Below are 26784 nucleotides of genomic sequence, written 5' to 3' on the forward strand. Positions count from 1 at the left end.
CGACCCTGCGGTTCTTGAGCTGGTGTTCGCTGCAAGGATGGGCTTGTGGGGAGGTCGTCGACGAAACGGGCGTTCAAGTACCGCTTCTACCCAACGGATGCGCAGGCTGCGGAGCTCGCGCGCACGTTCGGGTGCGTGCGTCTGGTTTACAACAAGGCATTGGCGGTTCGGGCTGCCGCGTGGAGCGGCGAGCGACGCAACGTCTCGTACGGCGACACGTCGGCGATGCTGAGTTCCTGGAAGAAGTCGGAGGACCTCGCCTTCCTGCGTGAGGTGTCCAGCGTCCCGTTGCAACAGTCCTTGCGGAACTTGCACGGAGCGTTCGCAAGCTTCTTCGCAAAGCGCGCACGATATCCGCGCTTCAAGTCGAAGAAGAAGTCCCGTGCGGCGGCGGAATACACGCGGTCGGCCTTCCGCTGGTGCGACGGTCGGTTGACCCTCGCCAAGATGTCGGAGCCGTTGGCGATCGTGTGGTCCCGTCCTCTGCCGGCTGGTGTGACGCCCTCGACGGTCACGGTGAGCAGGGACCATGCGGGTCGTTGGTTCGTGTCGATGCGCGTCGACGCCTTCGTGGATCACCATGCCCCCGTCTCGTCCGCAGTGGGTGTCGATGCTGGGGTGACGGCGTTGATGACGCTTTCGACCGGCGAAAGAATCGCGAACCCGCGGCACGAAGCGAAAGAGCGGGTGCGCCTCGCCAAGGCGCAACGTCTCCTGGCGAGGAAGCAGAAGGGCTCGGCCAATCGGGAAAAGGTGCGACGCAGGATCGCGCGTGTGCACGCTCGCGTCGCCGACAGACGCAGCGACCACCTGCACAAGCTGACGACTCGGCTCGTTCGTGAGAATCAAACGATCGTGATCGAGGATCTGCACGTCAAAGGCATGCTGCGCAACCGCTGGCTTGCGCGTGCCATCGCCGACGCTTCGTGGTCGCAGATGCGTCGCATGCTGGAGTACAAATCCTCCTGGTACGGCCGCCAATTGATCGTGGTCGACCGATGGCTGCCTTCGAGCAAGACATGCTCGAAATGCGGACATCTGGCAGACACGCTCTCGTTGAACGTGCGGCAGTGGCGGTGTCCGTGCGGAGCCGTCCACGACCGTGACGTGAACGCGGCGAAGAACATCCTGGCCGCCGGGCTGGCGGTTGCTGCCTGTGGAGACGGTGTGAGACCGAACCGGCGTGAGCTGGTGAGGCATCTGTCGGAACCTCCCTACCCGGGGTGAAGAAGCAGGAATCGTCGGGTGTGAGCCCGACACGTCTCCGTCGTCGTGCGGGGGGAAGCCAACAGTCCACCAATCGGAGATCGACTAGCAGCCGTCAGTCCACCAATCGCAGAGGGGTGAGTGGCGTTGCGGGATCGATCTCGACCCCTGCGGACCGCAGCAGTCCGTCGAGGGCGTGCCAGATGATCGTGGCGAGGTAGTCGCTCAGGTTCGCGCGGGACATGGTCTGGCGCTCGAGCCACCAGTCACCGGCGTTCTGCACCATGCCGACGAGCGCGTGCGCCCACGGCTCGGCGCCGCCGGAGTCCATGTCGAACGCGCGCAGGTAGTCGCCGAGGATGCGGGCCAGCGTCGCGGCGATGAGGTTCTTGTCCTCCGCCACCACGTCCTTCTCGACCGGGCGGTCCGCGAACGAGCCCTTCACGACGAACCGGTAGAGGTTCGGGTTCTCCTCGATGACCGACAGGTAGGCGTCGACGATGCCGGTGATGCGGTCGCGGATCGAGCCCTCCGCGGCGAGCGCGGGTCCCATCCGTTCCATCAGGACCTCGGTGGCCTTCTGGCCCACTGCCAGGTACAGGTCGGACTTGTCGGTGAAGTGCCGGTACAGCACGGGTTTGCTGACGCCGGCCTCCGCGGCCACGTCCTCCATGCCGACGTCCGGCCCCTTCTTGGCCACGACGGCGATCGTGGCCTCCACGAACTCCGCCCTGCGCTGCTCGCGATGACCCTTCCACCGCTCACGTCGCGCGTCCGGCCCCTTGACAGTGCGTGCCATGTGACGCACGCTACCAGAAGTAACCGTTACCTCAAGTAACACTTACCGAGGAGGGCAATCGATGAGGGTCGCCGATCGGGAGAAGACCGCGGAACGGCTGCTCAAGTCGTCCGCCGAGAAGTTCTACGACCCCGAGGTGGACATCGACTGGTCCGCACCTCTGGTGGACGGCCTCTTCTACATCCCTGAACAGCGCATCTCGCTCTACGGCACGCCTCTCTACGACACGCTCTCGCAGGAGCAGCGCATCGAGCTGTCCAAGCACGAGCTGGCGTCGATCGCGTCCGTCGGCCTGTGGTTCGAGCTGCTGCTCATGCAGATGCTGGTGAAGGTCGTCTACAACACCGACCCGACCTCGCGGCACGCCCAGTACGCGCTCACCGAGGTGGCCGACGAGTGCCGGCACTCGACGATGTTCGCGCGCCTGGTCGAACGCATCGGCTGCCCGCCGTACGGTCCGGTCAAGCGCACGCACACGCTGGGCAAGCTGCTGCCCGCGATCGGCTACGGGCCCGCCATGTACGGCTCGATCCTGGTCGCCGAGGAGATCCTCGACCGCCTGCAGCGCGAGGCCATGAACGACGAGACCGTGCAGCCCCTGGTGCGCATGGTCAACCGCATCCACGTGCTCGAGGAGGCCCGCCACGTGCGCTTCGCCCGCGAGGAGCTCACGCGCGGGATGGAGTCGTTGCGCGGCTTCGAGAAGCCGTACCAGAAGTGGCTGATCGCGACGGTGTCGATGATGATCACGCGCACGCTGATCAACCCGGCCGTGTACGCGGCCGTCGGCCTGGACGTGCGCGAGGCGCACCGGCAGGCGCTCGGCAACCCCCGCTTCCAGGAGACCATCCGGTGGTCGGGGGAGCGGATCATGTCGTTCCTGGACGAGGCGGGACTGGTCGGGAAGCCGGGGATGCGCGCATGGCGTCGCTCGTTCTTGATCGTCTGAAGGTCGTCACGTCGGGGCCTTCGTCCTCCGACGTGACCGCCGTGCTGCTGCACGGCTGGACGATGGACCTGACCACGTGGGACCGCGTCGCCGCCGCACTGCCTGGCCGGGTGGTGCGCTACGACGTGCGCGGGCACGGCGGGTCCTCCGGTTCCGGGACCATCTCCGACCTGGCCGACGACCTGGCCGCGGTGATCGAGGAGTGCGCTCCCACCGGACGGGTCGTGCTCGCCGGGCACTCGCTCGGCGGCATGACGATCATGGCCTTGGCCGAGCAGCGGCCCGAGCTGTTCGCGCGGGTGTCCGGGGTGGCGTTGATCGCCACCTCGTGCGGGAACCTGCCCCGGCAGCTCGCGGTGGAGAAGCTGGCCGGGAGGTGGCTGGCCGGCCGGCCGAAGGTGGGGTTCGGGCGGCTGATCGCGCCGGGGTTGCGCGTGACGTTCGGGCGGCGGCCCTCGTGGCGGGACGTCCGGGCGGCCGCGGCGATGGCCGGGAACACCTCCGGGGAGGCGTTCGTCGGGATCCGGGAGGAGCTCACGCTGCACCAGCGGCGGGAGGCTTTGGAGGTGCTCTCCGACATCCCGACGGTGGTCATGGCCGGGTCGTGGGACGTGCTGACGCCGATCCGGCACTCACGGGTGCTGGCGGAGGCGTTGCCGTCGGCCGAGTTCGTGATCTACCCGAAGACCGGGCACATGCTGCCGCTGGAACGCTCGGAGGACGTCGCGAGACGAATAGCCGCGCTGATGTGAGAAAGGGCCCGCACTCGCGGGCCCTTTTTCGTGCGGTCAGTGCTGGAGCGGGAACCCGCCGCCGATGCCGCGCCACGCCAGGTTCGAGATCAACGCCACCGCGTCCTCCTTGGGCACCCGGCGGTTGTCCGCGAGCCACGACCGGGCGGTGACCTGCGACAACCCGACCAGGCCGACGGCCAGCAGCCGGGCGCGCTCCTCGTCCAGCCCGGCGTCGGCCGTGATGGTCTCGGTGATCGCGTCGACGGAGTCGGTGGTCGCGCGCTCCACGGCCGACTGCACGGACGGCTCGGAGCGCAGGTCCGACTCGAACACCATGCGGAACGCCTGGCCCTCGCCGTCGACGAAGTCGTAGAAGGCGGCCACGGCGGCGCGGACGCGGAGCTTGTTGTCCGACGACGAGGCGATGGCGGTGCGGACCCGGCCGACCAGCTCGTCCACATGGGACTCGAGCAGTGCCATGTAGAGCTCGAGCTTGCCCGGGAAGTGTTGGTACAGCACCGGCTTCGACACGCCTGCTCGCTCGGCGATCTCGTCCATCGCCGCGGCGTGGTAGCCGTTGGCGACGAACACGTCCTGCGCGGCCGCGAGCAGTTGCGCGCGGCGGGCGGTGCGCGGCAGTCGAACGCCCCTGCCTGCGGGTGCGCTCTGCGCCGTCTCCGTCATGGTGCCTCCAGCACGAGTGATGCGCCGTCGGAGAGGGGTTGCCTGTCCGGGGCTAGCGCAACCTTACTCGCTGGTAGCCCACATGCGGGAACCATCTGCGCCCGATTTCCCGCATCCTGGTCTGGTGAGCACGTTGATTCCTGCCCCGTTGTCCACGGTCGAGCTGCCTCCGCTGGACACGTCGCAAACGCCGTGGCCTGGTGAGTTGCACCAGGTGGACGGGCACGAGGTGCACGTCAGGGTCACACCGGGAGACGGGCCGAAAGCGGTCTACGTCCACGGGCTCGGTGGGTCGGCGACGAACTGGACGGACCTGGCGGCCCAGCTCCGGGAGCACGTCAGCGGCTACTCGATCGACCTGCCAGGGTTCGGCAGGTCCGAGCCGATCCCCGGCTACGACTTCAGCCTCGCCACGCACGCCCGGACGGTCGTCAAGTACCTGGAGACGTTCGACGAGCCGGTGCACCTGTTCGGCAACTCCATGGGCGGCGCGATCTCGGTCATCGTGGCCGCGAGCAGGCCCGACCTGGTGAGGACGCTCACGCTCGTCTCGCCGGCGGTGCCCGACCTGAGGCCGCGGCTCGACCGCATGTCCGACCCGCGGATGGCCCTCGCGGTGCTGCCGGTCGTCGGGGCGAGGGTCCGCCGGGAGCTCGCCAAGCTCACCGCGCACGAGCGCACCAAGCAGATGCTGACCCTGTGCTTCGCCGACCCGAGCGTGGTGCCGGACCACCGCATCGAGGAGTCGATCAAGGAGAACGAGGAGCGCGCCCGGCAGAGGTGGGCGGGGCAGGCGCTCAACCGCAGCACGTTCGGGCTGATGCAGAGCTGGCTCACGCCCGGCCCGAAGTCGCTGTGGCGGCTGCTGCCGCTGGTCAAGGCGCCGACGCTGGTGCTGTGGGGGGAGAACGACCGGCTCGTCAGCGTGCAGAAGGGGCCGCGGACCGCGCGGCTGCTGCCCAGGGGGCGACTGCTCGTGCTCCCCAAGACCGGCCATGTCGCCCAGATGGAGCGGCCCGCCACCGTGGCGAGGGCCGTGCTGGGCATGTGGGAGGCGGTCGACCGACACACATGGTGATGAACGACGGCCATACGGGGGATGTGGGACCCTGGACGACGTGAATCGCGCCCCCGAGCGAGGACGTCCTGTGCCGCCCTCCGACCGCTACCGCCGCGGCGAGCGGCGGACCAGCGCGGAACCACTCGCGGCCGCCTGGGAACCGGACGCGACCCAGGCCATGCGACGCCCCCGCAAGAAGAGCGGGATGAAGAAGCTCGTCTCCAACTACGGCTGGCGGATCTACGCGATCCCGGTGCTGCTGGTGCTGACGGCGCTCGTGGTGCTCGACACCGTCCAGCCCAAGACGGGTGCGGGCGGTGAGACCGGCGGCACGAACGCCGCCGAGACGCCTGTCAGCACGCCCGAGGCCCCCGCCTCCGAGGTGCAGAAACAGAAGCCCGTGCTCAACATCCCGACCGCCGAGCTCCCCGGCGGTCCGGCGTTCTCGGAGAACGGCGTCGGCACGTTCAAGGCCATCGCCGGCGCGGGCCAGCGGATCGGTGACGCGGGCGCGCAGAAGTTCCGCAAGTACGCGATCGCCATCGAGGACGGCGTCAACGCGGCGGACTACAACGACGACGCGGCCGCGTTCGCGCGCACGATCGACGGCATCCTGTCCGACCCGCGCAGCTGGATCGGCACCAAGCAGGTCGCGTTGCAGCGGGTCGAGGGGAACCAGAACCCCGACTTCACCGTGACGCTCACCACCACGAAGACCACCCACACGCTGTGCGGCAAGGAGATCCCGTTCGAGACCTCCTGCTACAACCCCGGTCAGAAGCGCGTGGTCATCAACGTTGCCCGCTGGGTCCGCGGCGCCATGGTCTACGGCCCCGACCTGGCCGGATACCGCACGTACGTGATCAACCACGAGGTCGGGCACGCCCTGGGCAACGGCCACGCGGCCTGCCAGGAGAACGACGCGCCGGCCCCCGTGATGATGCAGCAGACGTTCGGCGTCTCGAACGACTTCGTCTCGCAGCTCAACGCGGGCCAGGACGTCGTGCCCGCCGACGGCAAGGTGTGCAAGACGAACGCCTTTCCCGCAGGCTGAGACAGCTTTCCAACGGGGAAGAGTCGAGGCAGGGTAGACGTTGTCTCGGACACGGAGACATTCGTCGAGGAGGACCAGCATGGCGCTTCCGCCGCTCGTTGAGCCAGCCGCGGAGCTGACCAAGGAAGAAGTCGCGCGCTACAGCCGGCACCTGATCATCCCGGACGTCGGGGTGGACGGGCAGAAGCGGCTGAAGAACGCGAAGGTGCTCGTCGTCGGCGCGGGCGGCCTGGGCAGCCCGGCACTGCTGTACCTGGCCGCGGCCGGGGTCGGCACGCTCGGCGTCGTGGACTTCGACGTCGTGGACGAGTCGAACCTGCAACGCCAGGTGATCCACGGCCAGTCCGACGTCGGCCGCCCGAAGGCGGAGTCGGCGCGCGACTCGGTCGCCGAGATCAACCCGTTCGTCAAGGTGATCCTGCACCAGACGCACCTCAACTCCGAGAACGCGCTGGAGATCTTCCGCGACTACGACCTGATCCTCGACGGCACCGACAACTTCGCCACCAGGTACCTGGTGAACGACGCCGCGGTGCTGCTGGGCAAGCCGTACGTGTGGGGTTCGATCTTCCGGTTCGAGGGCCAGGTCAGCGTCTTCTGGGAGGACGCGCCGAACGGCCAGGGCCTCAACTACCGCGACCTCTACCCGGAGCCGCCGCCTCCCGGCATGGTCCCGTCGTGCGCCGAGGGCGGCGTATTGGGCGTGCTGTGCGCGTCGATCGGTTCGATCATGGTGACCGAGGCGATCAAGCTGCTCACCGGCATCGGCGACCCGCTGCTGGGCCGTCTGATGGTCTACGACGCGCTGGAGATGTCGTACCGGACCATCAAGATCCGCAAGGACCCGGAGTCCCCGAAGATCACCGAGCTGATCGACTACGAGGCGTTCTGCGGGGTCGTGTCCACGGACGCGCAGCAGGCGGCCGCGGGCAACACGATCACGCCGCTCGAGCTCAAGCACAAGCAGGAGTCCGGTGAGGACTTCCTGCTGGTGGACGTGCGCGAGCCGCACGAGTTCGAGATCGTCCGGATCCCCGGTTCCGTGCTGATCCCCAAGGACAAGATCCTGTCCGGCGAGGCGTTCTCGGAACTCCCGCAGGACAAGCCGCTGGTGCTGCACTGCAAGTCCGGTGCGCGCTCGGCGGAGGCCCTGGCGGCGTTGCACAAGGCGGGCTTCTCCGACGCCGTGCACGTCGGTGGCGGCGTGCTCGCGTGGGCCCGTGAGGTCGACCCGAGCCTGCCGACGTACTAAGGCACGTGGGTGCGTTCGGGTGCTTTGCCACCCGAACGCACCCATCAGCCGTTCGGCTTTTCGAGTGGCGGCACGACTCACGGTGTGCTGCCTTCCACCACCCGGACGGTCTAAGCAGGTAGCGTGCCCGACCGTGACCCGCTCCCCCGAACCGCCCCCAGCGCACGTGCGTGCGGCGTTCGGGGCACGTGACGCCGAACCCGAGCTCATCGACGGCGGCCCGGCCTGGCGGTGCGGTGACGCGACCATCAGGCCCGCGCCCAAGCCCGCCGAGGCCACCTGGATCGCGAAGACCCTCGACGGTCTCGACGTCCACCACCTGCGCATCGGCCGCCCGCTGAGATCGACCGACGGCCGGTACGTCGTCGGCGGCTGGTCCGCCACCAAGTTCCTGGCCGGGCGGGCCGAACCACGCCACGACGAGGTCATCGCCGTCGCCCAGCGCCTGCACCAGGCCACCGCGGAGCTGCCCAAGCCCCGGTTCCTCGACACGCGCACGGACGTGTTCGCCGTCGCCGACCGCAAGGCGTGGGGCGAGGAGGACGTGCCGCTCGACGCCGACCTCGGCGGGCGGACGTTCGACCTGCTGAAGGAGCTGCGCAAGCCGCTCAACCTCAAGTCGCAGGTCGTGCACGGGGACCTGTTCGGCAACGTGCTGTTCGCGGGCAACGCCCCGCCCGCCGTCATCGACTTCACCGCGTACTGGCGTCCCGCAGAGTGGGCCGCGGCCGTGATCGCCGTGGACGCCGTGGCCTGGGGTGGCGCGGACACCGGCCTGTTCCACCGGTGGAGCCACCAGGCCGAGTGGGAACAGGTGCTGGTGCGGGCGACGATGTTCCGGCTCGCCGTGCACGCGCTGCACCCGTTGTCAACGCCGCAGTCCTTTGCGGGCTTGGAACGAGCTGCTCACTTCGTCACCGCACTGCTGTGAGCGGGCCATTTTCCACTGACGAAACATTGCGTCGCTTTGGGTTAACGAGCGCTTCTTAGCGTTCGAAGGCGTGACCCATTGCCCTTACTGCGCGCTGCAGTGCTCCATGAGCGTCATCGACGGCCAGGTGGCCCCTGGTCCCGGTGGGCTGTGCCAGAAGGGCTGGACGGCGGGGGAACTGCTGCGCCACCCCGGCCGGCTCACCACCCCGCTGCTGCACGGTGCGCCGGTGTCGTGGGACGAGGCGCTGGACCACGTGGCGGCGCGGATCGGGTTCTACGAGCCCGACGAGGTCGCGGTGTTCGGCGGCGGTGGGCTGACGAACGAAAAGGCTTACGCGCTCGGCAAGTTCGCTCGGGTGGCGCTGAAGACCTCGCAGATCGACTACAACGGCCGGTTCTGCATGTCGTCCGCCGCTGCCGCGGGCAACAAGGCGTTCGGGCTCGACCGCGGGATGCCGTTTCCGTTGACGGACCTGCGCACCGCGGACACCGTGCTGCTCGCGGGCTCGAACCCGGCCGAGACGATGCCGCCGTTCCTGCGGCACCTCGAAGGCGCGCGGCTGATCGTCATCGACCCGCGCCGGACCGCGACGGCCGAGCGCGCGACGTTGCACCTGCAGCCCGCGCCCGGCACCGATCTGGCGCTGGCGCTGGGGCTGCTGCACACCGCCGTCATCGAGGGCGTGATCGACAAGGAGTACATCTCCGCGCGCACCACGGGTTTCGACGACGCGTGGCGGGTGGCGGCGTCGTGGTGGCCGGAGCAGACCGAACGCGTCACCGGTGTCTCCGCCGCTGACCAGCGCGCCGCCGTGCACATGCTGGCCGGGCGGTCCTACATCCTGTCGGGGCGCGGCACCGAGCAGCACGCGTCCGGCACCGACACCGTGTCGGCGTGGATCAACCTGGCGCTGGCGCTGGGACTTCCCGGCCGCGTGGGTTCCGGCTACGGCTGCCTGACCGGGCAGGGCAACGGCCAGGGCGGCCGCGAGCACGGGCAGAAGGCCGACCAGCTGCCCGGCTACCGCAAGATCGACGATCCCGTGGCGCGGCGGCACGTCATGGACGTCTGGGGTGTCGACTGGCTGCCCGGCCCCGGCCGCAGCGCGTACGAACTGCTGGTCGCCGAGGACATCAAGGCGATGCTGGTGTTCGGCAGCAACCCGGTGGTGTCGGCGCCGCGCGCGTCCGGCGTGGCCGACCGGTTGCGTTCGCTGGACCTGTTGGTGGTGGCGGACTTCGTGTTGTCGGAGACGGCGGCGATGGCCGACGTCGTGTTCCCGGTGACGCAGTGGGCCGAGGAGGACGGCACGATGACCAACCTCGAGGGCCGGATCATCAGGCGCCGCAAGGCACTCGACCCGCCGCCCGGGGTGCGCAGCGACCTGGAGCTGCTGCACGGGCTCGCGTCCCGGCTCGGCGTGCCGGACGGGTTTCCCGTTGCGCCGCAGGAGGTCTTCGAGGAACTGCGGCGCGCGTCGGCGGGTGGCCTCTCCGACTACTCGGGCGTGACGTACGAGCGGCTGGAGACCGAGCAGCTGCACTGGCCGGTGCCCTCGGTCGACCACCCCGGCACCCCGAGGCTGTTCCTCGACCGGTTCGCACATCAGGACGGGCTGGCGCGGTTCGTCCCGGTCGACCACCGCGGCCCGGCCGAACCGCCGGACGCCGACTTCCCGTTGCAGGCCACCACCGGTCGCGTGTTGCAGCACTACCAGTCGGGGGCGCAGACGCGGCGGATCGACGAGCTGCTGAAGGCCGTTCCCGAGATGTACGTGGAGATGCACCCGGACACGGCCTCGCGCGCGGGGCTGAGTCCGGACGGTCTGGCACGCGTCGTGTCCAGGCGGGGAACGGTGACGGCGGTCGTGCGCTGCGTGCCGAGCATGCGGGCCGACGCGGTGTTCCTGCCGTTCCACTTCCCCGGTGACGGGCGGGCGAACCTGCTCACCAACCCCGCGCTCGATCCCACGAGCCGGATGCCCGAGTTCAAGGTGTGCGCGGTGCGATTGGAGCGGGCATGAGGCGAGTCGTGATCGTCGGGTACGGCATGGCGGGCGCCCGGTTGGCGGACGAACTGCGCCGCCGGGACCCGGACGTGTCGGTGACCGTGGTGGGTGCGGAGCCGCACGCCGCCTACAACCGGGTGCTGTTGTCGACGGTGGTCGCGGGGGCGATGACGCCGGAGTCGACGCGGCTGCACGACGAGGGGTGGGCGGCCGAGCACGGCATCGACCTGCGGCTGGGCACCGAGGTGGTGGGGATAGACCGCACCTCGCGCACGGTGACCATCACTCCGGCTTCCGCCACCGCCTCAGCTCCGGCTTCCGCCACCGCCTCAGCTCCGGCTTCCGCCACCGCCTCCGGCCCGGCTTCCGCCACCGGCTCATCCCCTGCCCCTGCCCCAGCCGCTTCCCCGGCCCCAGCCTCCGCCGAGCCCGGTGGGGCCGAGTCCGTCGAGACCATCCCTTACGACGCCCTCGTCCTCGCGACCGGCAGCGTCCCCTGGGTCCCACCGGCCGAGGGCCTCCTCGAGGACGGCAAGCTCGCCCCCGGAGTCGTCGCCTTCCGCACCCTCGACGACTGCGCCCAGATCGCGAACGCCGCCGCCAAGGGCGCACCCGTCGTCGTCCTCGGCGGCGGGCTGCTCGGCATCGAGGCCGCTCGGGGCCTGGCCGGCCGCGGCTGCCTCGTCACCGTCGTGCACCCCGTCGGCCACCTCATGGAACGCCAGCTCGACCCCGGCGCCGGCGGCGTCCTCGCCCGCACGCTGGGCAAGCTCGGCATCGAGTTCCGCCTGAACGCCTTCGCCGCCAAGTACCTCCCCGGCGACGGCCTCGTCCTCGACGACGGCACCCACGTCCCCGCCGAGCTCGTCGTGGTGTCCGCGGGCGTGCGCGCCGAGACGTCCCTGGCGGTGCAGGCAGGTCTGACCGTCGACCGCGGCATCGTCGTCGACGACGCACTCAGGACCAGCGACCCGCGCATCCACGCGATCGGCGACTGCGCCCAGCACCCCGGCACCGTGTCGGGGCTGGTGCAGCCCGCGTGGGACCAGGCCGCGGTGCTCGCCGACCGCCTGACCGGCGCGAACCCGGCCGCCCGATACAGCGGCACCTCCGTCGTCACCAGACTCAAGGCACGCGACGTGGACCTCGCGGCGTTGGGGGACGTGCACACCGACGTCGACTGCCCCGACTCGGAAGTCCTGTGCTTCCAGGAACCCTCGCGCGGCCGGTACGCCAAGCTCGTGCTGCGCGACGACCGGGTGACGGGCGCGATCGTGCTCGGCGCGCCGGACGCGGCCGCCACGATCACGCAGCTCTACGACCGGGGCATCCCGGCGCCGACGGACCGGCTCGCGTTGCTGCTCGGACGGGCGTTGCCGGCCGAGGCCGCGTCTCCCGCCGACCTGCCGTCCAGCGCGGTGATCTGCCGCTGCAACACCGTCTCCAAAGGACAGATCGTGTCGGCCTGGCGGGCGGGGGCGGAGACGTTGCCGCAGCTCGCGGAGGCCACGCGGGCCACGACGGGGTGCGGTGGCTGCAAGGACGCGGTGTGCGGGCTGCTCGACTGGCTCGGCGCCTCACAGCCGGCCCCGGCGTGATGTGCGGCGGAGTTGCCGTCGCCGTCATCGGCCAGAACGCCCTGGTAACGCGCGGTTCTTAGGTTTCCCGGCAACGCCGACCCGCGGAGGACTTCAATGAGCTGGATCGACCACTGGGAGCCGGAGAAGCCCGAGTTCTGGGAGAGCAGGGGCAAGCGGATCGCCCGCAAGAACCTGGCGTTCTCGATCCTCGCGGAGAACCTCGGGTTCAGCGTGTGGGTGCTGATGAGCATCGTGGTGGTGAGCCTCGGCTCCGTCGGCTTCGACTTCAGCGTGGGCCAGCAGTTCTGGTTGCTGATCGTGCCGAACCTGGTCGGTGCGGCGCTGCGGGTGCCGTACACGTTCGCGGTGCCGAGGTTCGGCGGGAGGGCGTGGACGACGATCAGCGCCGGGCTGCTGCTCATCCCGTGCGCGATGCTCGCCCACGCGGTCAGCACGCCGGGCACGCCCTACTGGTTCTTCCTGCTCACGTCGGCCGCGATGGGGCTCGGCGGCGGCAACTTCTCGTCGTCGATGGCGAACATCTCGTTCTTCTACCCCGAGGGCAAGAAGGGGCTGGCGCTCGGCTTGAACGCGGCCGGCGGCAACCTCGGCGTCGCGATCACGCAGCTGCTCGTGCCGATCGTGATCACCATCGGCACCGGCGTCAACCTCGCCTACGCGGCGTTGATCTGGATGCCGTTCATCGTCGTGGCGACGGCCTGCGCGTGGTTCTTCATGGACAGCCTGACGCAGGCCAAGCCGGACGGGCAGTCGTACAAGCTCGCGCTGTCGAACCAGCACACGTGGGTGATGTCGTTCCTGTACATCGGCACGTTCGGGTCGTTCATCGGGTTCTCGTTCGCGTTCCCGTCGCTGATCAAGCTGTCGTTCGCCGACCACAAGGGCTGGGTGGCGCTCGCGTTCCTCGGGGCGTTGATCGGGTCGGTGGCCCGGCCGCTGGGCGGGTGGCTCGCGGACCGGATCGGCGGTGCCAAGGTGACGCTGGGGACGTTCGTCGGCCTCGCGCTGGGCACCGTCGGCGTGATCCTGAGCGTCGACACGAAGAACTTCGCGCTGTTCTTCGGCTCGTTCATCGCGTTGTTCGTGCTGGCGGGCGTCGGCAACGGGTCGACGTACCGGATGATCCCGGCGATCTTCCGCACCCAGTCGGACTGCGACAAGTCCGCGAAGCGCCAGGCCGCCGCGGTGGTCGGCATCGCGGGTGCGATCGGCGCGGCCGGCGGTGTGCTGGTGAACCTCGTCTTCAAGTTCTCGCTGGAGGGCTCGAAGACGCTGACGCCCGCGCTCACCGCGATCCTCGTCTTCTACGGCCTCTGCCTCGCCACGACCTGGTGGTTCTACCTGCGCCGCACCGTCTTCGCGGCGCGTCCGTCGCTCGCCCACGCGGGCGTGTGACCGCGGCCGCTTTACCGGGCCGACACACAGCAGACCTGGGGATGACACACGGCCCGGTGACGATGCCGGGGCGGGAGGAGGGACTTGCGATGACTCGAACGCTGGTCGTGATCGGCCACGGCATGGTGGGCCACCGGCTCGTCGACCTCCTGCGCGACTCCGCGTGGCGGATCGTCGTGTTCGGCGAGGAATCCCGCCCCGCGTACGACCGGGTGGCGCTGTCGTCCTATGTGGACAGCTGGAGCTCGACGGGGCTGGAACTGCCCGCGCTGACCGGCTGCGAGCTGCGGCTCGGCGAGAAGGTCGTGTCGGTGGACCGGGAACGGCGCGTGGTCGTCGGAGCCTCCGGTGTCGAGGTTTCGTACGACGCTCTGGTGCTGGCCACGGGTTCGGTGCCATTTGTGCCGCCGGTGCCCGGCCGCGACCTGCCCGGCTGCCACGTCTACCGGACCATCGACGACCTGGACGCGATCCGCGCGACCGTCGAGGCCGCGTCCCGGCCCGGCCGGAAGTCCGGGATGGTGCTGGGTGGCGGGTTGCTCGGGCTGGAGGCCGCCAACGCGTTGCGGGGCATGGGGGTGTCGCCGCACGTCGTGGAGCTGGCGCCGCGGCTGATGCCGATCCAGGTCGACGACGGCGGTGCGTCGTTGCTGAAGCGGCTGGTCGAGAAGCTCGACCTGACCGTGCACACCGGGACCTCGGCCTCCTCGATCGAACGGGACGGGTCGCGGTTGATCGCGAAGCTCGCCTCCGGGCTGGAGCTGGACCTCGACGTCGTGGTGTTCAGCGCCGGCATCCGGCCGCGGACCGACCTCGACCTGGGGCTGGAACTGGGGCCGCGCGGTGGGTACCTGGTCGACGCGGCCTGCCGGACGGCCGATCCCTCCGTGTTCGCCATCGGCGAGTGCGCCGCCGTCGAAGGTGTGACGTACGGGCTCGTGGCGCCCGGCTACTCGATGGCCGAGGTCGTCGCGGACCAGCTTTCCGGTGGTGCGCGGACGTTCCCGGGCGCGGACGTCTCCACGAAGCTGAAGCTGCTCGGCGTGGACGTGGCTTCGTTCGGCGACGCGCACGCCGCCACCGAGGGCGCGCTCGAGGTCGTCGTGAACAACGCCGTGGCCGGCACCTACAGCAAGCTCGTGGTGTCCGACGACGCCCGGACGTTGCTGGGTGGCGTGCTCGTCGGCGACGCCTCCTCCTACCTGTCGCTGCGACCGTTGGTGGGCAAGGAGGTTCCTGCCGCGCTGTTGCAGCCGGGGGGAGCCGTCGACGTCGAGATGCCCGCTGACGCGCAGGTCTGCTCGTGCCTGGCGGTGACCAAGCAGACGATCACGGACGCGATCGTGTCCGGCGTGGCCTGTGACGTGGCCGAGCTGAAGGCGTGCACCAAGGCCGGTACCGGGTGCGGTTCGTGCGTGCCGATGCTGAAGAAGCTGCTGACCGAGTGCGGTGTCGAGCAGTCCAAGGCGTTGTGCGAGCACTTCACGCACTCGCGGGCCGAACTGTTCGAGATCGTGCGGGCCACCCGGATCTCCACGTTCTCCGAACTCGTCGCGCGGCACGGCACCGGGCGCGGGTGCGACATCTGCAAGCCCGCCGTGGCGTCGATCCTGGCCTCTCTGGGGAACGGGCACATCCTCGGTGCCTCGCAGGTCTCGTTGCAGGACACCAACGACCGGTTCCTGGCGAACATGCAGCGCAACGGGACGTACTCGGTCGTGCCGCGGATCCCCGGCGGGGAGATCACGCCGGAGAAGCTGATCGTCATCGGCGAGGTGGCCCGCGACTTCGGGCTCTACACGAAGATCACCGGCGGGCAGCGGATCGACCTGTTCGGGGCGACCGTGGACCAGTTGCCGTTGATCTGGCGCCGGTTGGTGGACGCGGGCTTCGAGTCCGGGCACGCCTACGGCAAGTCGTTGCGCACGGTGAAGTCCTGCGTCGGGACGACCTGGTGCCGTTACGGGGTGCAGGACTCCGTCGGGCTCGCGATCGAGCTGGAACTGCGCTACCGCGGGTTGCGGTCGCCGCACAAGCTCAAGTCCGCGGTGTCGGGCTGTGCGCGTGAGTGCGCCGAGGCGCGGTCCAAGGACTTCGGCGTGATCGCCACCGAGAACGGCTGGAACCTCTACGTGGGCGGCAACGGCGGCTTCACGCCCCGGCACGCCGACCTGCTGGTGTCCGATGTGGACACGGCGTCGCTGATCCAGATCATCGACCGGTTCCTGATGTTCTACATCCGCACGGCCGACCGGCTGCAGCGCACCTCGGTGTGGCTGGAAGGCCTCGACGGAGGCCTCGACCACCTGCGTGAGGTGGTCGTCGACGACAAGCTCGGCATCTGCGCCGAGTTGGAGGCCGCGATGGCCTCGCACGTCGACGACTACGCCGACGAGTGGCGCGGTGTGCTGGAGGACCCGGAGAAGCTGGCCAGGTTCACGTCGTTCGTGAACGCCCCCGGCGTTCCCGACCCCACCATCTCGTTCCGCGCGGAGCGGGGACAGCGCGTCCCCGTGTCCCTGGGGATTCCGGAGGTCGTCAGGTGATCGTCTGTGGCGTTGAGGCTCTGCGTCCGGAGCAGGGGGTCGCCGCCCTGCTGCCGGACGGATCGCAGGTGGCGGTGTTCCTGACCGCGGACGGCTCGGTGCACGCCCTGGACAACATCGACCCGTTCAGCGGGGCGGCCGTCCTGTCGCGCGGGATCGTCGGCGACCGGGGCGGCGAACCCGTCGTGGTGTCACCGGTCTACAAGCAGGCCTTCTCGCTGGCCACCGGCAAGTGCCTGGACTCTCCCTCGGTTTCCGTTGCCGTGCACGGGGTGCGCGTGCGTGACGGTGTCGTGGAGCTGACGTGACCGCGCCGCTGCCGTTGGCGGGGTTCACGATCGGCGTCACCGCGGCTCGCCGTGCCGACGAGCTGATCGCTTTGCTGGAGCGCAAGGGTGCCTCGGTGATGCACGGGCCCGCGTTGCGGATCGTGCCTCTGCCGGATGACGCGACACTTCATGCGGCGACTTTGGAACTCGTGTCGTCGCCCGTCGACGTCGTGGTGGCCACCACCGCCATCGGGTTCCGCGGCTGGTTCGAGGCCGCGGAGGGGTGGGGGCTCGCGGCTCGCTTGCACCGGGCGTTGGAAGGGGCCGTGGTGCTGCCTCGCGGGCCCAAGGCGAAAGGGGCCGTGCGAGCGGCTGGGCTGGTCGAGACGTGGTCGCCGACGTCCGAGTCCAACGCCGAGTTGTTGCAGTACCTGTTGCGTCTCGGGGTCGCCGGGAAGCGGATCGCCGTTCAGCTGCACGGGGAGCCGTTGCCGGACTTCGTCGGGTCGTTGGTCGCCGCCGGGGCCGATGTGGTCGAGATTCCCGTTTACCGGTGGGAGCCGCCGGCTGACACCGGGCCCCTGTTGCGGTTGATCGACGCTGTGGTGGCCGGGTCGGTGGATGCTCTGACGTTCACCTCGGCGCCCGCTGCTGCATCGGTGTTGCGTTCCGCGCCTGATGTTCCGGCGTTGGTTTCGCGGTTGCGGCGGGATGTCCTGGTGGTGGGGGTGGGTGCGATCACCGCGGGGCCGTTGGTCGCTGCCGGGATTCCTGTCGTGCAGCCCGCCCGGTCCCGGATCGGGTCGATGGTGCGGGAGTTGGCCGTGGAGCTGCCTTCCCGGGCGTTGCGGTTGCGGATCGCCTCGCGGGACATGGAGATGCGGGCGCAGGCCGTGGTGGTCGACGGGGAGCTGCGGCCCGTTGCTCCTGCGCCCATGGCCGTGTTGCGGACGTTGGTGGCTGCTCGGGGGCGGGTGGTTTCCCGGCAGGAGTTGCTGGCTGCCCTGCCGTCCGGTGGGGAGGAGCACGCGGTGGAGACCGCTGTGGGGCGGCTGCGGACTGCCCTGGGGGCGCCGCAGATGGTGTGCACGGTGGTCAAGCGGGGGTATCGACTCGCCATGGAGCCCGTATGAAACTGGTGCTGGCGTTCCACGGCACTCGGGATGCTCGTGGGCTTGCGGTTTGTGCTGCCATCGCTGATCGGGTTCAGGCGTCCGTTGATGTGCCCGTGGTCGTTGCTTATGCGGATGTGCTCGAGCCGTCCGTCCGGTCCGTTGTGGACTCACCTTGCGTTGTGGTGCCGGTGTTCCTGGCGGCCGGGTATCACGTTCGGGTGGACATCCCGGAGCAGATCGGTGGACGACCGGGCGTGCTGGTGACTCCGCCGCTGGGGCTCGACGCGGTGCCGGCCGTGCGGGATCGGTTGGTGGAGGCCGGGGTTCGGCCAGGGGACGCGGTGGTGCTGGGGGCGGCCGGTTCCTCGGACGCGTGGGCCTTGGAGACCGTGCGGGTGGCGGCGGAGGCGGTCGGGGCCAGCGCGGTGGGGTACGTGTCCACCGCTTCGCCCCGGATCGCCGACGTGGTGGCGGGGCTGCGTGGACGGGTGGTCGTCGCATCGTGGTTGCTGGCGCCAGGGGTGTTCCACTCGGCGCTGGTCGCGAGCGGGGCGGACGTGGTCTCGGCGCCCGTCGGAGACCATCCTCTGGTGGTCGCGGCGTTGGTGCGGAGGTACCGGTCGGCGGTCGCGTCCCGTCTGGCACGAGTGGTCTGACAACCCTGGCTCGTGCCGGCGATCGTCCTGGAGTGTCAGACCCCGCGAGTACGTTGGGTCGCGGGGGATCCCTGCGTCAAGGGGACCCCTGCGTCAGCCTGCTACCAGAGGCCGGTGGGCTCTGCGTCTTCCTTGCGGGCCTTCTCCCAGCGGTACTCGCGGAGGTTGACCTTGCCGTCCAGGTTCGGCACGCCCTCCTCGTGCAGGAGCTGGAGTTGCGTCTCGCGCAGGTGCGGGGCGCAGGTGCCGTCGGCCTTCAGGACTCGTTGCCACGGGAGGTCGTGGCCGTCCTCGTTCAGGATGCGGCCCACCAGGCGGGGGGACGGGGCCTTCGCGAGATCTGAGATGTCACCGTAGGTGGCCACGCGTCCGCGGGGAATGGCTTTGATCAGGTCGCGGACTCGCTCGTGGATCTCTTCGTCCATGCCGTGAGTCTAGCTAGATGGTCCTCGCCCAGTCGGCTACTGCCTGGTGGTAGTCGGGGGCGTTCGGGGCGTAGTTGATGGAGTGGCCGTAGCCGTTGAGGACGAACGTGTCGAGGCGTGGGGCGGCGGGGAAGAACGGTGCCTCGTCTGCTTCGAGGGCTGCGGCGGAGGAGCAGTCGCTGCCCATCAGGGGGACCCCCGCGCTGCAGAAGTGGGTGTCGTCGCCCACCACCAGGAAGACCGGGACGGTGATCCGACGGCTGATCGGGATGATCACCGTGTTGAGGAGGATCGTGTCGACGGCTTCCGTTGCGGCGAAGACGGTTTTGGTGCTCTCGTCGAAGTTGATCGCGCCCTCGATCAGCGGGCCCGGTTTGTGGAACGCGCCGTAGCGGGTGTTGGGGGCCGTGGTGAGGTAGCCGAGGTCCAGGCCCGCCGGGATCATGCCGGCCAGCACTGGGACGACGGTGATGTAGTTCATCTTGTGCGTGAAGCCTGTGACGAGGACGCCGTCCACGTCCTGGTGGGTGCCTGCCTCGATCATCGCCATCGCCGAGCCGATGGAGTGGCCCGCGATGATGACCTTGGAGAAGCGGGGCTTCAGGGTGGAGATCACCTGATGGGCCGCGCTCGCCTGGGTGGAGGCGGTGACCAGGGCGCTGAGGGGCTTCGAGCTCTTGCCGGTGCCCAGGCGGTCCAGTGCGAGGGTGGCGAAGCCCGCCCTGTTCTGAGACTGGGTGTAGGAGTGGGTCTGGGGCTCGAAGCCCACGTTCCAGTAGGTGCGGTCGTAGGTGCCGCCGGGGATCAGGACCTGGACCGTGGTCGCGCCCGCGGGGGTGCAGAGGGTGCCCGCGATGGTTTCCTGGCTGGTGATCAGCGGGGTCAGGCCCACCCGGACCGGGTAGGTGACCTCCTGGCACGTGGTGGCGGCCGTGGCCGGGGTGGTGGGGGCTAACAGAGTTCCGGCGGCGAGCAGCGCGGTGGCGCAGAGCCTGCGGAAACGCATGGGGGACCTTCCAGACTGGGGTGGAGGAACGGCCTCGTCGAGAAGCCGGTCTGGTGCGGAGGGGACGGCCTTCGTCACGAGGCCGGTCTGGTGCGGGGGACGACCTTCATCAGGAGGCCGGTGGGGTACGGGGCCGAGGTGAACCTGACCTTCGCCTGGCGGGTGGGGAGCAGGCGCCACCTCGAGGCGATGGTGGCCAGGGTGATGATCAGTTCTGTCCGGGCGAAGGTGTTGCCCAGGCACTGGCGGGTGCCGCCGCCGAACGGGACGTAGGCGCCTCGGGGGAGCGACGAGGTGAAGGCCGGGGTCCAGCGGTCCGGGTCGAAGAGGGCCGGGCGCGGGAAGTAGCGCTCGTCGTGGTGCAGGGCGTGCGGGCTGATGATCACCTCGGCGCCCTCGGGGAGGGTGACGTCACCCAGCCGCACCTCGGTGAGGGTGCGGCGCATGACGAACCAGATCGGGTACTTGCGCAGCGTTTCGTGGACCACCGAAGTGGTGTAGGGCAAGGAGGTCAGGTCTGCGTACGTCGGCTGGCGGGTGCCCAGCACCTCGTCGAGTTCGGCGTGCAGGCGGCGTTCCACGTCCGGGTTGACCGACACCTCGTAGAGCGCCCAGGCCAGGGCTATCGCCGTGGTCTCGATGCCCGCGGTCAACAGGGTCAGGACCTCGTCGTAGGCCTGGTCGTCCGTCATGCGGGCGCCGTCGTCCTCGGCGAGCAGGATCATCGAGAGGACGTCGCCGTGGTCGGTCGCGTCGGCGCGCCAGCTCTCGATCACCTGCAGCACAACGGATCTCATCCGGGCGATGGCCGCGTCGAACTCGCGGTTGCCCGGGAGCGGGAGCTTCTCGACGAACGTCGGGGTCAGCGCCCTGATCATGCCCTGCTGGATGATCGTGAAGACGGACCGGCGGACCTCCTCGACGGCGTGGCGCCCGATCGCCGAGGAGAAGAGGGTTTCGCCGACGACGGTGACCGCGAGCTCCTGCATGTCGTCCTCGATGACGCGGATCTCGCCCGGTTCCCACCGCGCAGCCAGCGAAGTAGCAGCACGAGCCATTGTCGAGGCATACGCTTCAATCCGTTCGCGATGGAACGCCGGCTGCATCATCCGGCGCTGGCGCAGGTGGTGTTCGCCGTTCGACAGCAGCAGACCCGTTCCCAGGTACGGCTGGAACTTGTCGAACATGGCGCCTTTTCGAAACTTCGATCCTTGCGACACAAGCACTTCGTGGGTCAGCGCAGGGCTGGTCACGAAGTGCGCGCGCAGTGGGCCGAGGTCGAGACGCACCACGTCACCGTGTTCGTGCAGCGCGTCGGTGAACTTGGCGCGCCGGGCGAGCATCGCCGGGGTGTGTCCGAGCAACGGCCAGCGGTGGGGAGCCACCGGGACTGGCATCCGGACTCCTGCGGAGTTGGGCCGAATGGGGACGGACCACCCTAGGAGCCGTTTGGACGAGGACGACAGTGCCTGATCGGGTGGTTCCACCATCACTCGGATGGTTCAGTGCACGGGCCGCGCGGGTGGCTACAGTCGTGCGTCTTCCCCGGACAGCCACGAAACCGAAGAGGTGTTCCCCGTGGCAGAGGCCCAGAACTGGGTTCCGCAAGGCATCGACACGACCGTCCCGAGCATGGCCCGCGTCTACGACTACATCCTCGGCGGCGCCCACAACTTCGCCGCCGACCGGCAGGTCGGGTCCCAGATCGAGAAGCTGGTCCCCGGACTGCAGAACGTCGCCAGGCTCAACCGCCGGTTCCTCGGCCGGGCGGTGAACTTCCTGATGGACCAAGGGATTCGGCAGTTCCTCGACATCGGCTCGGGCATCCCGACCGTCGCGAACGTGCACGAGGTCGCGCAGAACCGGGACCCGGACGCGCGCGTCGTCTACGTCGACAAGGACCCGGTCGCCTACGCGCACAGCCAGTTGTTGTTGGCTGACAACGAAAACGCTGCAGTCGTGCAGGCCGACATGCGCGATCCGGAGGCCGTGCTGGGCAGTCCCGAGGTGGGCAGGCTGCTCCGCCTCGACGAACCGGTCGGGCTGTTGCTGCTGCTCATGCTGCACTGGGTGCCCGACGAGGACGGCCCCGAGAAGCTCGTCGCCCACTACCGCGACGCCCTGCCCGCCGGCAGCTTCGTCGTGATGACGCACGTCGCCAAGGACCAGATCGACGAGAACGTCGACCAGGCCGCCGCGGTCGTGAACCAGAGCAGGTCGGCCGACCGGATGCACATGCGGACGCACGCGCAGGTCAGCATGTTGTTCGACGGGTTTTCCCTGGTGGAGCCCGGTCTCGTCGGCTGCGGCGAGTGGCGTCCCGACGGGCCTGGCGACTTCGCTGACGAGGCGTCGATGAACATGTTCTTGTACGCTGGGGTCGGTCGTAAGGACTGAAACCACGCTGTAGTGTCGGAGGATCACACGGTTGGCGCAATGGGCGCCGACTGCCGGTAGGTAAACTCCCGGACACTCTCCAACCCATACAGGGCAACGGGAATGACGAAACCAAGCCGAAGACCCGATGCCGCTCCACCCACGGACACCGCCGCCGTCCGCGCGCGAGAAGCCTTGTCGCGCAAGTGGAGCTACCTGCTCAGCAGCGTCGTTGTGGTCGCGCTGAGCAGAGATGAGCTGGACGCCGCACTGGGCGCTCAGCTCGATGCACTGTGCGCGGCGCTGCACCGCGAACCGTTCGACCCTGCTCCGTTCGAGGAGGTGGGCGAGCGGCTCGTCGCTCTCGGCTACGTCAACGAGCCCGGGCTGAAACGCACGGTCGACGTGCTCGGCAAGGGATTGCTGGCGTTGCCGGAGTTCCAGGCGAGCGACCAGCACACGGTCCGCGTCGTCGGCGGCGTCGGAGCGCTGACGTGCGGGTTCACCGCGGCGAGGGCACGGTCGATCCTGGACCAGCAGGAGAGCATGCAACGCTCGCTGCTCAAGGCCGCCCACGACGCGCAACGGGACCGGCGCCAGAGCGAGGCGAAGTTCGAGGGCATCGCGTCCTCGTCCACCAACGGAGTCCTGATCGTCGGCCTCGACGGCAGGCTGGCCTGGGGCAACGAGTCCTTCGGCGTGATCATCGGACGTCAGCCCGAACCGGGCACCCGTCTCGTCGAACTCATCGCGCCGACCTCCATCGTCGTGTTCCGCGAGATGATGGAACGCGTCCTCGGCGAGCGCGGCGAGTTCGAACGCGAACCGATGCAACTCGTGCGCGGCGACGGCGAATTCGCCAAGGTCACGCTCACGGCGTCGTTGCTGCGCGACGACGAGGGCAAGCCCAGCCACGTCCTCGTCATGGCCGACGACGACACGGAACTCGCGCTGCTGCAAGGGGAACTGCGCCGGCAGTCGCTGCACGACGTGCTGACGGGCCTGCCGAACAGGCAGTTCTTCACGACCCACCTGGAAACCGCGCTGCGCCGCGCCGACCCCGCGCTCGGCGTGACGATCTTCCACCTCGACCTCGACGCGTTCGGCCTGGTGTGCAACAGCCTCGGCGCACGGGTCGGCGAACACCTGCTCCAGCACGTCGCCCGCCGGCTGCGCGCGGTGATGTCCACCGAGAAGTCCATGGTCGCGCGGTTCGACGGCGACGAGTTCGGCATCCTCGTGGAGAACACCCCGCAGACGCCGGACATCGCGACCACGATGGCCGCCATCAACGCCGACCTCGGCGAACCGACCTATGTGGACGACCACGGCCTGGCGGTGTCGGTGAGCGCGGGCGTCGTGCACAAGCCGTCACCCGAGGTCGACCCGGTCGAACTGCTGCGCACCGCCGACCTGGCGCTGCGGCAGGCCAAGCGAGACCGGCGCGGCCAGTGGGAGTTGTTCCACACCAACGAGGACTCGGCCGGACGCCGGGACGCCGCCCTGGCCGTCGTCATGCCGGGCGCCTGGGAGCAGGGCGACATCGGCGTCGTCTACCAGCCCGTCCGCGAACTGGCGACGGGCGCGCTGGCCGGTGTGGAAGCGTTGCTGCACTGGGATCTCAGCGACCGGTGCGCGGCGCTCGCCGACGAGAGCGGCCTCATCCTGCCGATGGGCGAGTGGCTGATCCGCATCGCCGCGGGCCAGGCCCAGTGGTGGCGTCAGCGCGGCGAACTCGACCAGCAGTTCGGCGTGCGGCTCACGCACCACCAGGCCACCGACGCCGACCTGGTGTCACGGGTGGCGAAGGTGCTGGAGGAGACCGGGATGCCCGGCGAACGCCTCACGCTCACCATGCCCGTCGGCGTGCTGGGCGTGGCCGACGCGGCAGACAACCTCGGCACCCTCGCGGACATGGGCGTGCGGATCGCGCTCGACGACTTCGGGCTCGGGCCGCGCGACCTGGTGTGGCTCACGGACCTGCCGATCGTGTCCGTGCTCGTGCCGAAGGACCTGGTGCGCCGCCAGGACCCGCGCTCCACGGCGTTGATCCAGGCCGTGCACGACGTCGGCGTGAACCTGTGCGTCGACGGCATCGAGAACGCCGAGCAGGCCGAGTGGTGGCAGGCAGAAGGGGCCGACCTCGCGATCGGCCCCCACTTCGGCTCGCCCAAGGACGCGGGCGAGTTCCTGCGCACGCTGCGGGACTAGGAGCTGGGAACGTTGCGCCGCAACGTTCCCAGCCGTCCCGCTAGATGCCGCGCTGCCAGGCGACGAGCGCCGCGTGGTACTCGTCGGCGACCTTCGTGTCGAAGTTGAAGACGTGCCCGTACCCGCTGACGACGAACCCGTCGACGCGCGGAGCCCTGGGGTAGAAGGGCTTCTCCGAACGCACCAGCGCGGAGGCCGACGAGCAGTCGGCGCCGAGCGGCGGCGTGCCGCAGAAGTAGTCGTCAGAGGTCTGCATGGTCATGACCGGCACGTCGATGAGCGCGCTGACCGGCAGCACCAGGTTCGACATCAGCGCGGTGGTGACGAACTCGCCGGCCGACACGACGTCCTTGTTCGCCTCGTCCCAGGCGTTCACGGCGGTGTTCTCCGGGCCGGGCGCGTGGAACATGCGGTACCGGCTACCGGCGACCGTCGTCAGGTAGCCGACGTCGAGACCGCGCAGCGAGAGCTTCGCGTCGAGCAGTGCGGGAACGAGGTTCGTCAGCGCGGGAACGGCGCGGACGTAGTCCCACTGGTGCGTCATGCCGGTGATCAGGACGCCGTCGACGTCCTTGTAGGTGCCCGCCTCCGCCATCGCGATGGCCGAGCCGATGGAGTGGCCGCCGACGAGGACCTTGGTGAACCGGGGCCGCAGCTTCTCGATGACCTGGTGCACGGCCTGGGCCTGGTTCGGCACGTCGACCAGGATGCTCAACGGCTTCGTGGACTTGCCGGACCCGATGCGGTCGACGGCCATCGTGGCGACGCCCGCGCTGTTCATCGCGCGCACGACCGACCGCTTGTCGCCGTCGACCGGGATGTCCCAGTAGCCGCTCGTGTACGTGCCGCCGGGAACGAGCACCTGCAGGGTCTTCGCGCCCTGGGGCACGCACAGACGGCCGTACATCGTCTGCTTGACGAGTCCGAACTGAACGGGTGTGTAGACGTCCTCACAGGTCGTCTGGGCGGCGTTCGCCGGCGTGGAGACCGGTATGAACGCAGCCAGCAGCACGGCGGCACAAAGCCGACGGAAACGCATGGGGGGACAACCTTCCAGCTAGCGGGGGACGACCCTCATCATCAGGTCGTTGGGGTATGCCGCGTTGGTGAACTTGGTGCGCACCGGCCGGTCCGGGACGAGCCGGAAGCGCCGGCAGACCGTCGCCACCACGATGGCGATCTCGGTCAGGGCGAAGTGGTTGCCGATGCACTGGTGGATGCCGCCGCCGAACGGCACGAACGCGCCCTTCGGCAGTTCCCCGGCGCGTTCGGGGGTCCAGCGCTCGGGGTCGAACCGCTCGGGGTCCGGGAAGTGGACGGGGTCGTGGTGCATGGTGTGCGGGCTGAGGATCACCTCGGTGCCCGGCGGCAGCACGGCGCCGCCGAGTTCGACCTCGACGGCCGTGCGGCGCATCACGAGCCACAGCGGGTACTTCCGCAGGACTTCCTGGGCGACGCGGCCGACGTAGGTCAGCCTCGGCACGTCGTCGATGGTGATCTCGCGGTCTCCCAGCACTTCTTCGAGTTCCGCGAGGACCCGCCGCTCCACCTCGGGGTTGGCGGCGATCTCGTGGAAGATCCAGGCGAGCGCGAGCGCGGTGGTCTCGATGCCCGCCGTCAACAGGGTGATGACCTCGTCGAAGACCTCGTCGTCGGTCATCGGTTCGCCGGTCTCGGGGTCACGGGCCATCAGCAACGTGGACAGCAGGTCGCCGTGGTCGGTGTCGTCGCCGCGGCGGCTGTCGATCACCTCGGAGACGATCGCGCGCATCCTCGCGATGGCCTCGTCGAACTCGCGGTTCGCCGGGATCGGCAGCTTCTCGACGAACCCCGGTGAGAGCGCGCGCATGATGCCGTTGCGGATGATCACGAAGACCGAGCGGCGGGCCTCGTCGATGGCCTTCCCGCCGATCTCGGTGGAGAACAGCGCCTCGCCGACGATGGTGACCGCGAGGCCCTGCATGTCGGCCTCGAGTTGCCGGACCTCGCCGGGCTGCCAGCCGTCCACGACCTCGGTGGCCGCGCGGCGCATGACCTCCGCGTACCCGGCGATCCGGTCGCGGTGGAACGCCGGCTGCATCATGCGGCGCTGGCGCAGGTGGAACGAGCCGTTCGACACCGCGAGGCCGTTGCCGACGAACGGGCGGAACTTGTCGTACATCCGGCCTTTGTGGAACTTCGACGCGTCGGTGACCAGCACCTGGTGCGTCAACCGCGGACTGGCCACGAATAACGCGCGTAACGGTCCCAGGTGGACTTCGACGAGTTCTCCCTGGTCACGCAAATTCCCGGTGAAGGCGAATCTTTTCCTGAGCATCGGCAACGTGTGCCCGAGGAACGGCAGCCTTCCGGGTGCCACCGGGACGGACATCATCGCTCCTACGCGAGGCGGAAAGAGATCGAGTCACCCTATGAGTCGTTCGGTGGAGAGAGACAGTGCCCGATCGGGTGGCTTGTGTTCACACTAGCGGCCTAACGGTGTCCGGTTTGTGCGTGACTAAGCT

23 protein-coding genes are annotated in these 26784 nt (G+C 69.3%); 16 read left to right on the plus strand and 7 right to left on the minus strand.

Translation table 11 applies throughout. The annotated features are described in order from the left end of the window. Positions 1-45 precede the first annotated feature (45 nt). Entirely contained in the window at positions 46-1227 is a 1182-nt protein-coding gene (locus tag QSK25_RS41530; RefSeq protein ID WP_285646809.1) for an RNA-guided endonuclease InsQ/TnpB family protein, read from the plus strand. A 94-nt stretch (positions 1228-1321) separates the two neighbouring features. On the opposite strand, the gene QSK25_RS41535 is transcribed toward QSK25_RS41530, so the two are convergent. Beyond that, positions 1322-2005, minus strand: a complete 684-nt coding sequence (locus QSK25_RS41535) for a TetR/AcrR family transcriptional regulator (RefSeq protein ID WP_285646811.1) — start codon at positions 2003-2005, stop codon at positions 1322-1324. A gap of 61 nt (positions 2006-2066) precedes the next feature. On the opposite strand from QSK25_RS41535, the gene QSK25_RS41540 reads away from it, so the two are divergent. Together QSK25_RS41540 and QSK25_RS41545 are read left to right on the plus strand one after the other, a co-directional pair. Beyond that, positions 2067-2954: an AurF N-oxygenase family protein gene (locus QSK25_RS41540; RefSeq protein WP_285646813.1), complete on the plus strand. Its 888-nt coding sequence runs from the start codon at positions 2067-2069 to the stop codon at positions 2952-2954. Beyond that, complete coding sequence (locus QSK25_RS41545) at positions 2927-3706, plus strand: alpha/beta fold hydrolase (RefSeq protein WP_285646815.1); 780 nt, start codon at positions 2927-2929, stop codon at positions 3704-3706. The genes QSK25_RS41540 and QSK25_RS41545 overlap by 28 nt, the downstream gene beginning before the upstream one ends. 36 nt (positions 3707-3742) lie before the next feature. On the opposite strand, the gene QSK25_RS41550 is transcribed toward QSK25_RS41545, so the two are convergent. Further along, positions 3743-4372, minus strand: a complete 630-nt coding sequence (locus QSK25_RS41550; protein ID WP_285646816.1) for a TetR/AcrR family transcriptional regulator — start codon at positions 4370-4372, stop codon at positions 3743-3745. Positions 4373-4454: 82 nt separating this feature from the next. Between QSK25_RS41550 and QSK25_RS41555 the strand changes: the two genes are divergently transcribed. The 11 genes from QSK25_RS41555 to QSK25_RS41605 all read left to right on the plus strand — a co-directional run bounded on the left by QSK25_RS41555 (position 4455) and on the right by QSK25_RS41605 (position 18262). Next, positions 4455-5450, plus strand: a complete 996-nt coding sequence (locus QSK25_RS41555; protein WP_502881950.1) for an alpha/beta fold hydrolase — start codon at positions 4455-4457, stop codon at positions 5448-5450. Positions 5451-5520: 70 nt separating this feature from the next. Continuing rightward, on the plus strand, positions 5521-6486 hold the full coding sequence (locus tag QSK25_RS41560; protein ID WP_285646820.1) for a DUF3152 domain-containing protein: 966 nt from the start codon (positions 5521-5523) through the stop codon (positions 6484-6486). Between the two features lie 79 nt (positions 6487-6565). Then, a complete protein-coding gene (gene moeZ, locus QSK25_RS41565; protein ID WP_285646822.1) occupies positions 6566-7738 on the plus strand; it encodes an adenylyltransferase/sulfurtransferase MoeZ in 1173 nt (390 codons plus the stop codon). Positions 7739-7871: 133 nt separating this feature from the next. Beyond that, positions 7872-8669, plus strand: a complete 798-nt coding sequence (locus tag QSK25_RS41570; protein WP_285646824.1) for a TIGR02569 family protein — start codon at positions 7872-7874, stop codon at positions 8667-8669. A gap of 106 nt (positions 8670-8775) precedes the next feature. Continuing rightward, positions 8776-10695 (plus strand): molybdopterin oxidoreductase family protein, encoded by a 1920-nt coding sequence (locus QSK25_RS41575; protein ID WP_285646825.1) that lies wholly within the window; start codon positions 8776-8778, stop codon positions 10693-10695. Next, positions 10692-12278: an FAD-dependent oxidoreductase gene (locus QSK25_RS41580; protein ID WP_285646826.1), complete on the plus strand. Its 1587-nt coding sequence runs from the start codon at positions 10692-10694 to the stop codon at positions 12276-12278. The genes QSK25_RS41575 and QSK25_RS41580 overlap by 4 nt, the downstream gene beginning before the upstream one ends. Before the next feature lie 96 nt (positions 12279-12374). Next, complete coding sequence (locus QSK25_RS41585) at positions 12375-13676, plus strand: MFS transporter (protein ID WP_285646828.1); 1302 nt, start codon at positions 12375-12377, stop codon at positions 13674-13676. An 89-nt stretch (positions 13677-13765) separates the two neighbouring features. Continuing rightward, positions 13766-16222: a nitrite reductase large subunit NirB gene (gene nirB / locus QSK25_RS41590; protein WP_285646829.1), complete on the plus strand. Its 2457-nt coding sequence runs from the start codon at positions 13766-13768 to the stop codon at positions 16220-16222. Beyond that, a complete protein-coding gene (nirD, locus tag QSK25_RS41595; protein ID WP_285646830.1) occupies positions 16219-16530 on the plus strand; it encodes a nitrite reductase small subunit NirD in 312 nt (103 codons plus the stop codon). The genes nirB and nirD overlap by 4 nt, the downstream gene beginning before the upstream one ends. After that, positions 16527-17624 carry a uroporphyrinogen-III synthase gene (locus QSK25_RS41600; RefSeq protein ID WP_285646831.1) on the plus strand — a complete coding sequence of 366 codons (1098 nt, stop codon included), beginning with the start codon at positions 16527-16529 and terminating at the stop codon, positions 17622-17624. Before nirD ends, QSK25_RS41600 begins: the two co-directional genes overlap by 4 nt. Beyond that, entirely contained in the window at positions 17621-18262 is a 642-nt protein-coding gene (locus QSK25_RS41605) for a sirohydrochlorin chelatase (RefSeq protein ID WP_285646833.1), read from the plus strand. Before QSK25_RS41600 ends, QSK25_RS41605 begins: the two co-directional genes overlap by 4 nt. Positions 18263-18363: 101 nt before the next feature. On the opposite strand, the gene QSK25_RS41610 is transcribed toward QSK25_RS41605, so the two are convergent. The 3 genes from QSK25_RS41610 to QSK25_RS41620 form a co-directional block, all read right to left on the minus strand. Then, positions 18364-18687 carry an MGMT family protein gene (locus QSK25_RS41610; protein ID WP_285646835.1) on the minus strand — a complete coding sequence of 108 codons (324 nt, stop codon included), beginning with the start codon at positions 18685-18687 and terminating at the stop codon, positions 18364-18366. 13 nt (positions 18688-18700) lie between these two features. After that, positions 18701-19693: an alpha/beta hydrolase gene (locus tag QSK25_RS41615; protein ID WP_285646836.1), complete on the minus strand. Its 993-nt coding sequence runs from the start codon at positions 19691-19693 to the stop codon at positions 18701-18703. Positions 19694-19767: 74 nt separating this feature from the next. Next, on the minus strand, positions 19768-21090 hold the full coding sequence (locus tag QSK25_RS41620) for a cytochrome P450 (protein WP_285646838.1): 1323 nt from the start codon (positions 21088-21090) through the stop codon (positions 19768-19770). 172 nt (positions 21091-21262) lie between these two features. Between QSK25_RS41620 and QSK25_RS41625 the strand changes: the two genes are divergently transcribed. Both QSK25_RS41625 and QSK25_RS41630 read left to right on the plus strand, forming a co-directional pair. Then, positions 21263-22090 carry an SAM-dependent methyltransferase gene (locus QSK25_RS41625; RefSeq protein WP_502881952.1) on the plus strand — a complete coding sequence of 276 codons (828 nt, stop codon included), beginning with the start codon at positions 21263-21265 and terminating at the stop codon, positions 22088-22090. Positions 22091-22264: 174 nt separating this feature from the next. Next, positions 22265-24280, plus strand: a complete 2016-nt coding sequence (locus QSK25_RS41630; RefSeq protein WP_285646840.1) for a putative bifunctional diguanylate cyclase/phosphodiesterase — start codon at positions 22265-22267, stop codon at positions 24278-24280. A gap of 40 nt (positions 24281-24320) precedes the next feature. Here QSK25_RS41630 and QSK25_RS41635 read toward each other — a convergent pair whose 3' ends face one another. Both QSK25_RS41635 and QSK25_RS41640 read right to left on the minus strand, forming a co-directional pair. Then, positions 24321-25319 carry an alpha/beta hydrolase gene (locus tag QSK25_RS41635; protein ID WP_285646842.1) on the minus strand — a complete coding sequence of 333 codons (999 nt, stop codon included), beginning with the start codon at positions 25317-25319 and terminating at the stop codon, positions 24321-24323. A gap of 18 nt (positions 25320-25337) precedes the next feature. Beyond that, positions 25338-26651, minus strand: coding sequence for a cytochrome P450 (locus QSK25_RS41640; protein ID WP_285646843.1), 1314 nt, complete (start codon positions 26649-26651; stop codon positions 25338-25340). Between the last annotated feature and the right edge of the window lie 133 nt (positions 26652-26784).

The sequence above is a fragment of the Lentzea sp. NBRC 102530 genome, assembly GCF_030269365.1.
GTDB lineage: Bacteria > Actinomycetota > Actinomycetes > Mycobacteriales > Pseudonocardiaceae > Lentzea.

Excerpts from the sequence above, each read along its gene's own strand:
- QSK25_RS41535 (WP_285646811.1), bottom strand. The coding sequence starts at position 2,005 with ATGGCACGCACTGTCAAGGGGCCGGACGCGCGACGTGAGCGGTGGAAG.
- QSK25_RS41540 (WP_285646813.1), top strand. The coding sequence starts at position 2,067 with ATGAGGGTCGCCGATCGGGAGAAGACCGCGGAACGGCTGCTCAAGTCG.
- QSK25_RS41545 (WP_285646815.1), top strand. The coding sequence starts at position 2,927 with ATGGCGTCGCTCGTTCTTGATCGTCTGAAGGTCGTCACGTCGGGGCCT.
- QSK25_RS41550 (WP_285646816.1), bottom strand. The coding sequence starts at position 4,372 with ATGACGGAGACGGCGCAGAGCGCACCCGCAGGCAGGGGCGTTCGACTG.
- QSK25_RS41555 (WP_502881950.1), top strand. The coding sequence starts at position 4,455 with ATGCGGGAACCATCTGCGCCCGATTTCCCGCATCCTGGTCTGGTGAGC.
- moeZ (WP_285646822.1), top strand. The coding sequence starts at position 6,566 with ATGGCGCTTCCGCCGCTCGTTGAGCCAGCCGCGGAGCTGACCAAGGAA.
- QSK25_RS41575 (WP_285646825.1), top strand. The coding sequence starts at position 8,776 with ATGAGCGTCATCGACGGCCAGGTGGCCCCTGGTCCCGGTGGGCTGTGC.
- QSK25_RS41580 (WP_285646826.1), top strand. The coding sequence starts at position 10,692 with ATGAGGCGAGTCGTGATCGTCGGGTACGGCATGGCGGGCGCCCGGTTG.
- QSK25_RS41585 (WP_285646828.1), top strand. The coding sequence starts at position 12,375 with ATGAGCTGGATCGACCACTGGGAGCCGGAGAAGCCCGAGTTCTGGGAG.
- nirB (WP_285646829.1), top strand. The coding sequence starts at position 13,766 with ATGACTCGAACGCTGGTCGTGATCGGCCACGGCATGGTGGGCCACCGG.
- QSK25_RS41605 (WP_285646833.1), top strand. The coding sequence starts at position 17,621 with ATGAAACTGGTGCTGGCGTTCCACGGCACTCGGGATGCTCGTGGGCTT.
- QSK25_RS41610 (WP_285646835.1), bottom strand. The coding sequence starts at position 18,687 with ATGGACGAAGAGATCCACGAGCGAGTCCGCGACCTGATCAAAGCCATT.
- QSK25_RS41615 (WP_285646836.1), bottom strand. The coding sequence starts at position 19,693 with ATGCGTTTCCGCAGGCTCTGCGCCACCGCGCTGCTCGCCGCCGGAACT.
- QSK25_RS41620 (WP_285646838.1), bottom strand. The coding sequence starts at position 21,090 with ATGCCAGTCCCGGTGGCTCCCCACCGCTGGCCGTTGCTCGGACACACC.
- QSK25_RS41635 (WP_285646842.1), bottom strand. The coding sequence starts at position 25,319 with ATGCGTTTCCGTCGGCTTTGTGCCGCCGTGCTGCTGGCTGCGTTCATA.
- QSK25_RS41640 (WP_285646843.1), bottom strand. The coding sequence starts at position 26,651 with ATGTCCGTCCCGGTGGCACCCGGAAGGCTGCCGTTCCTCGGGCACACG.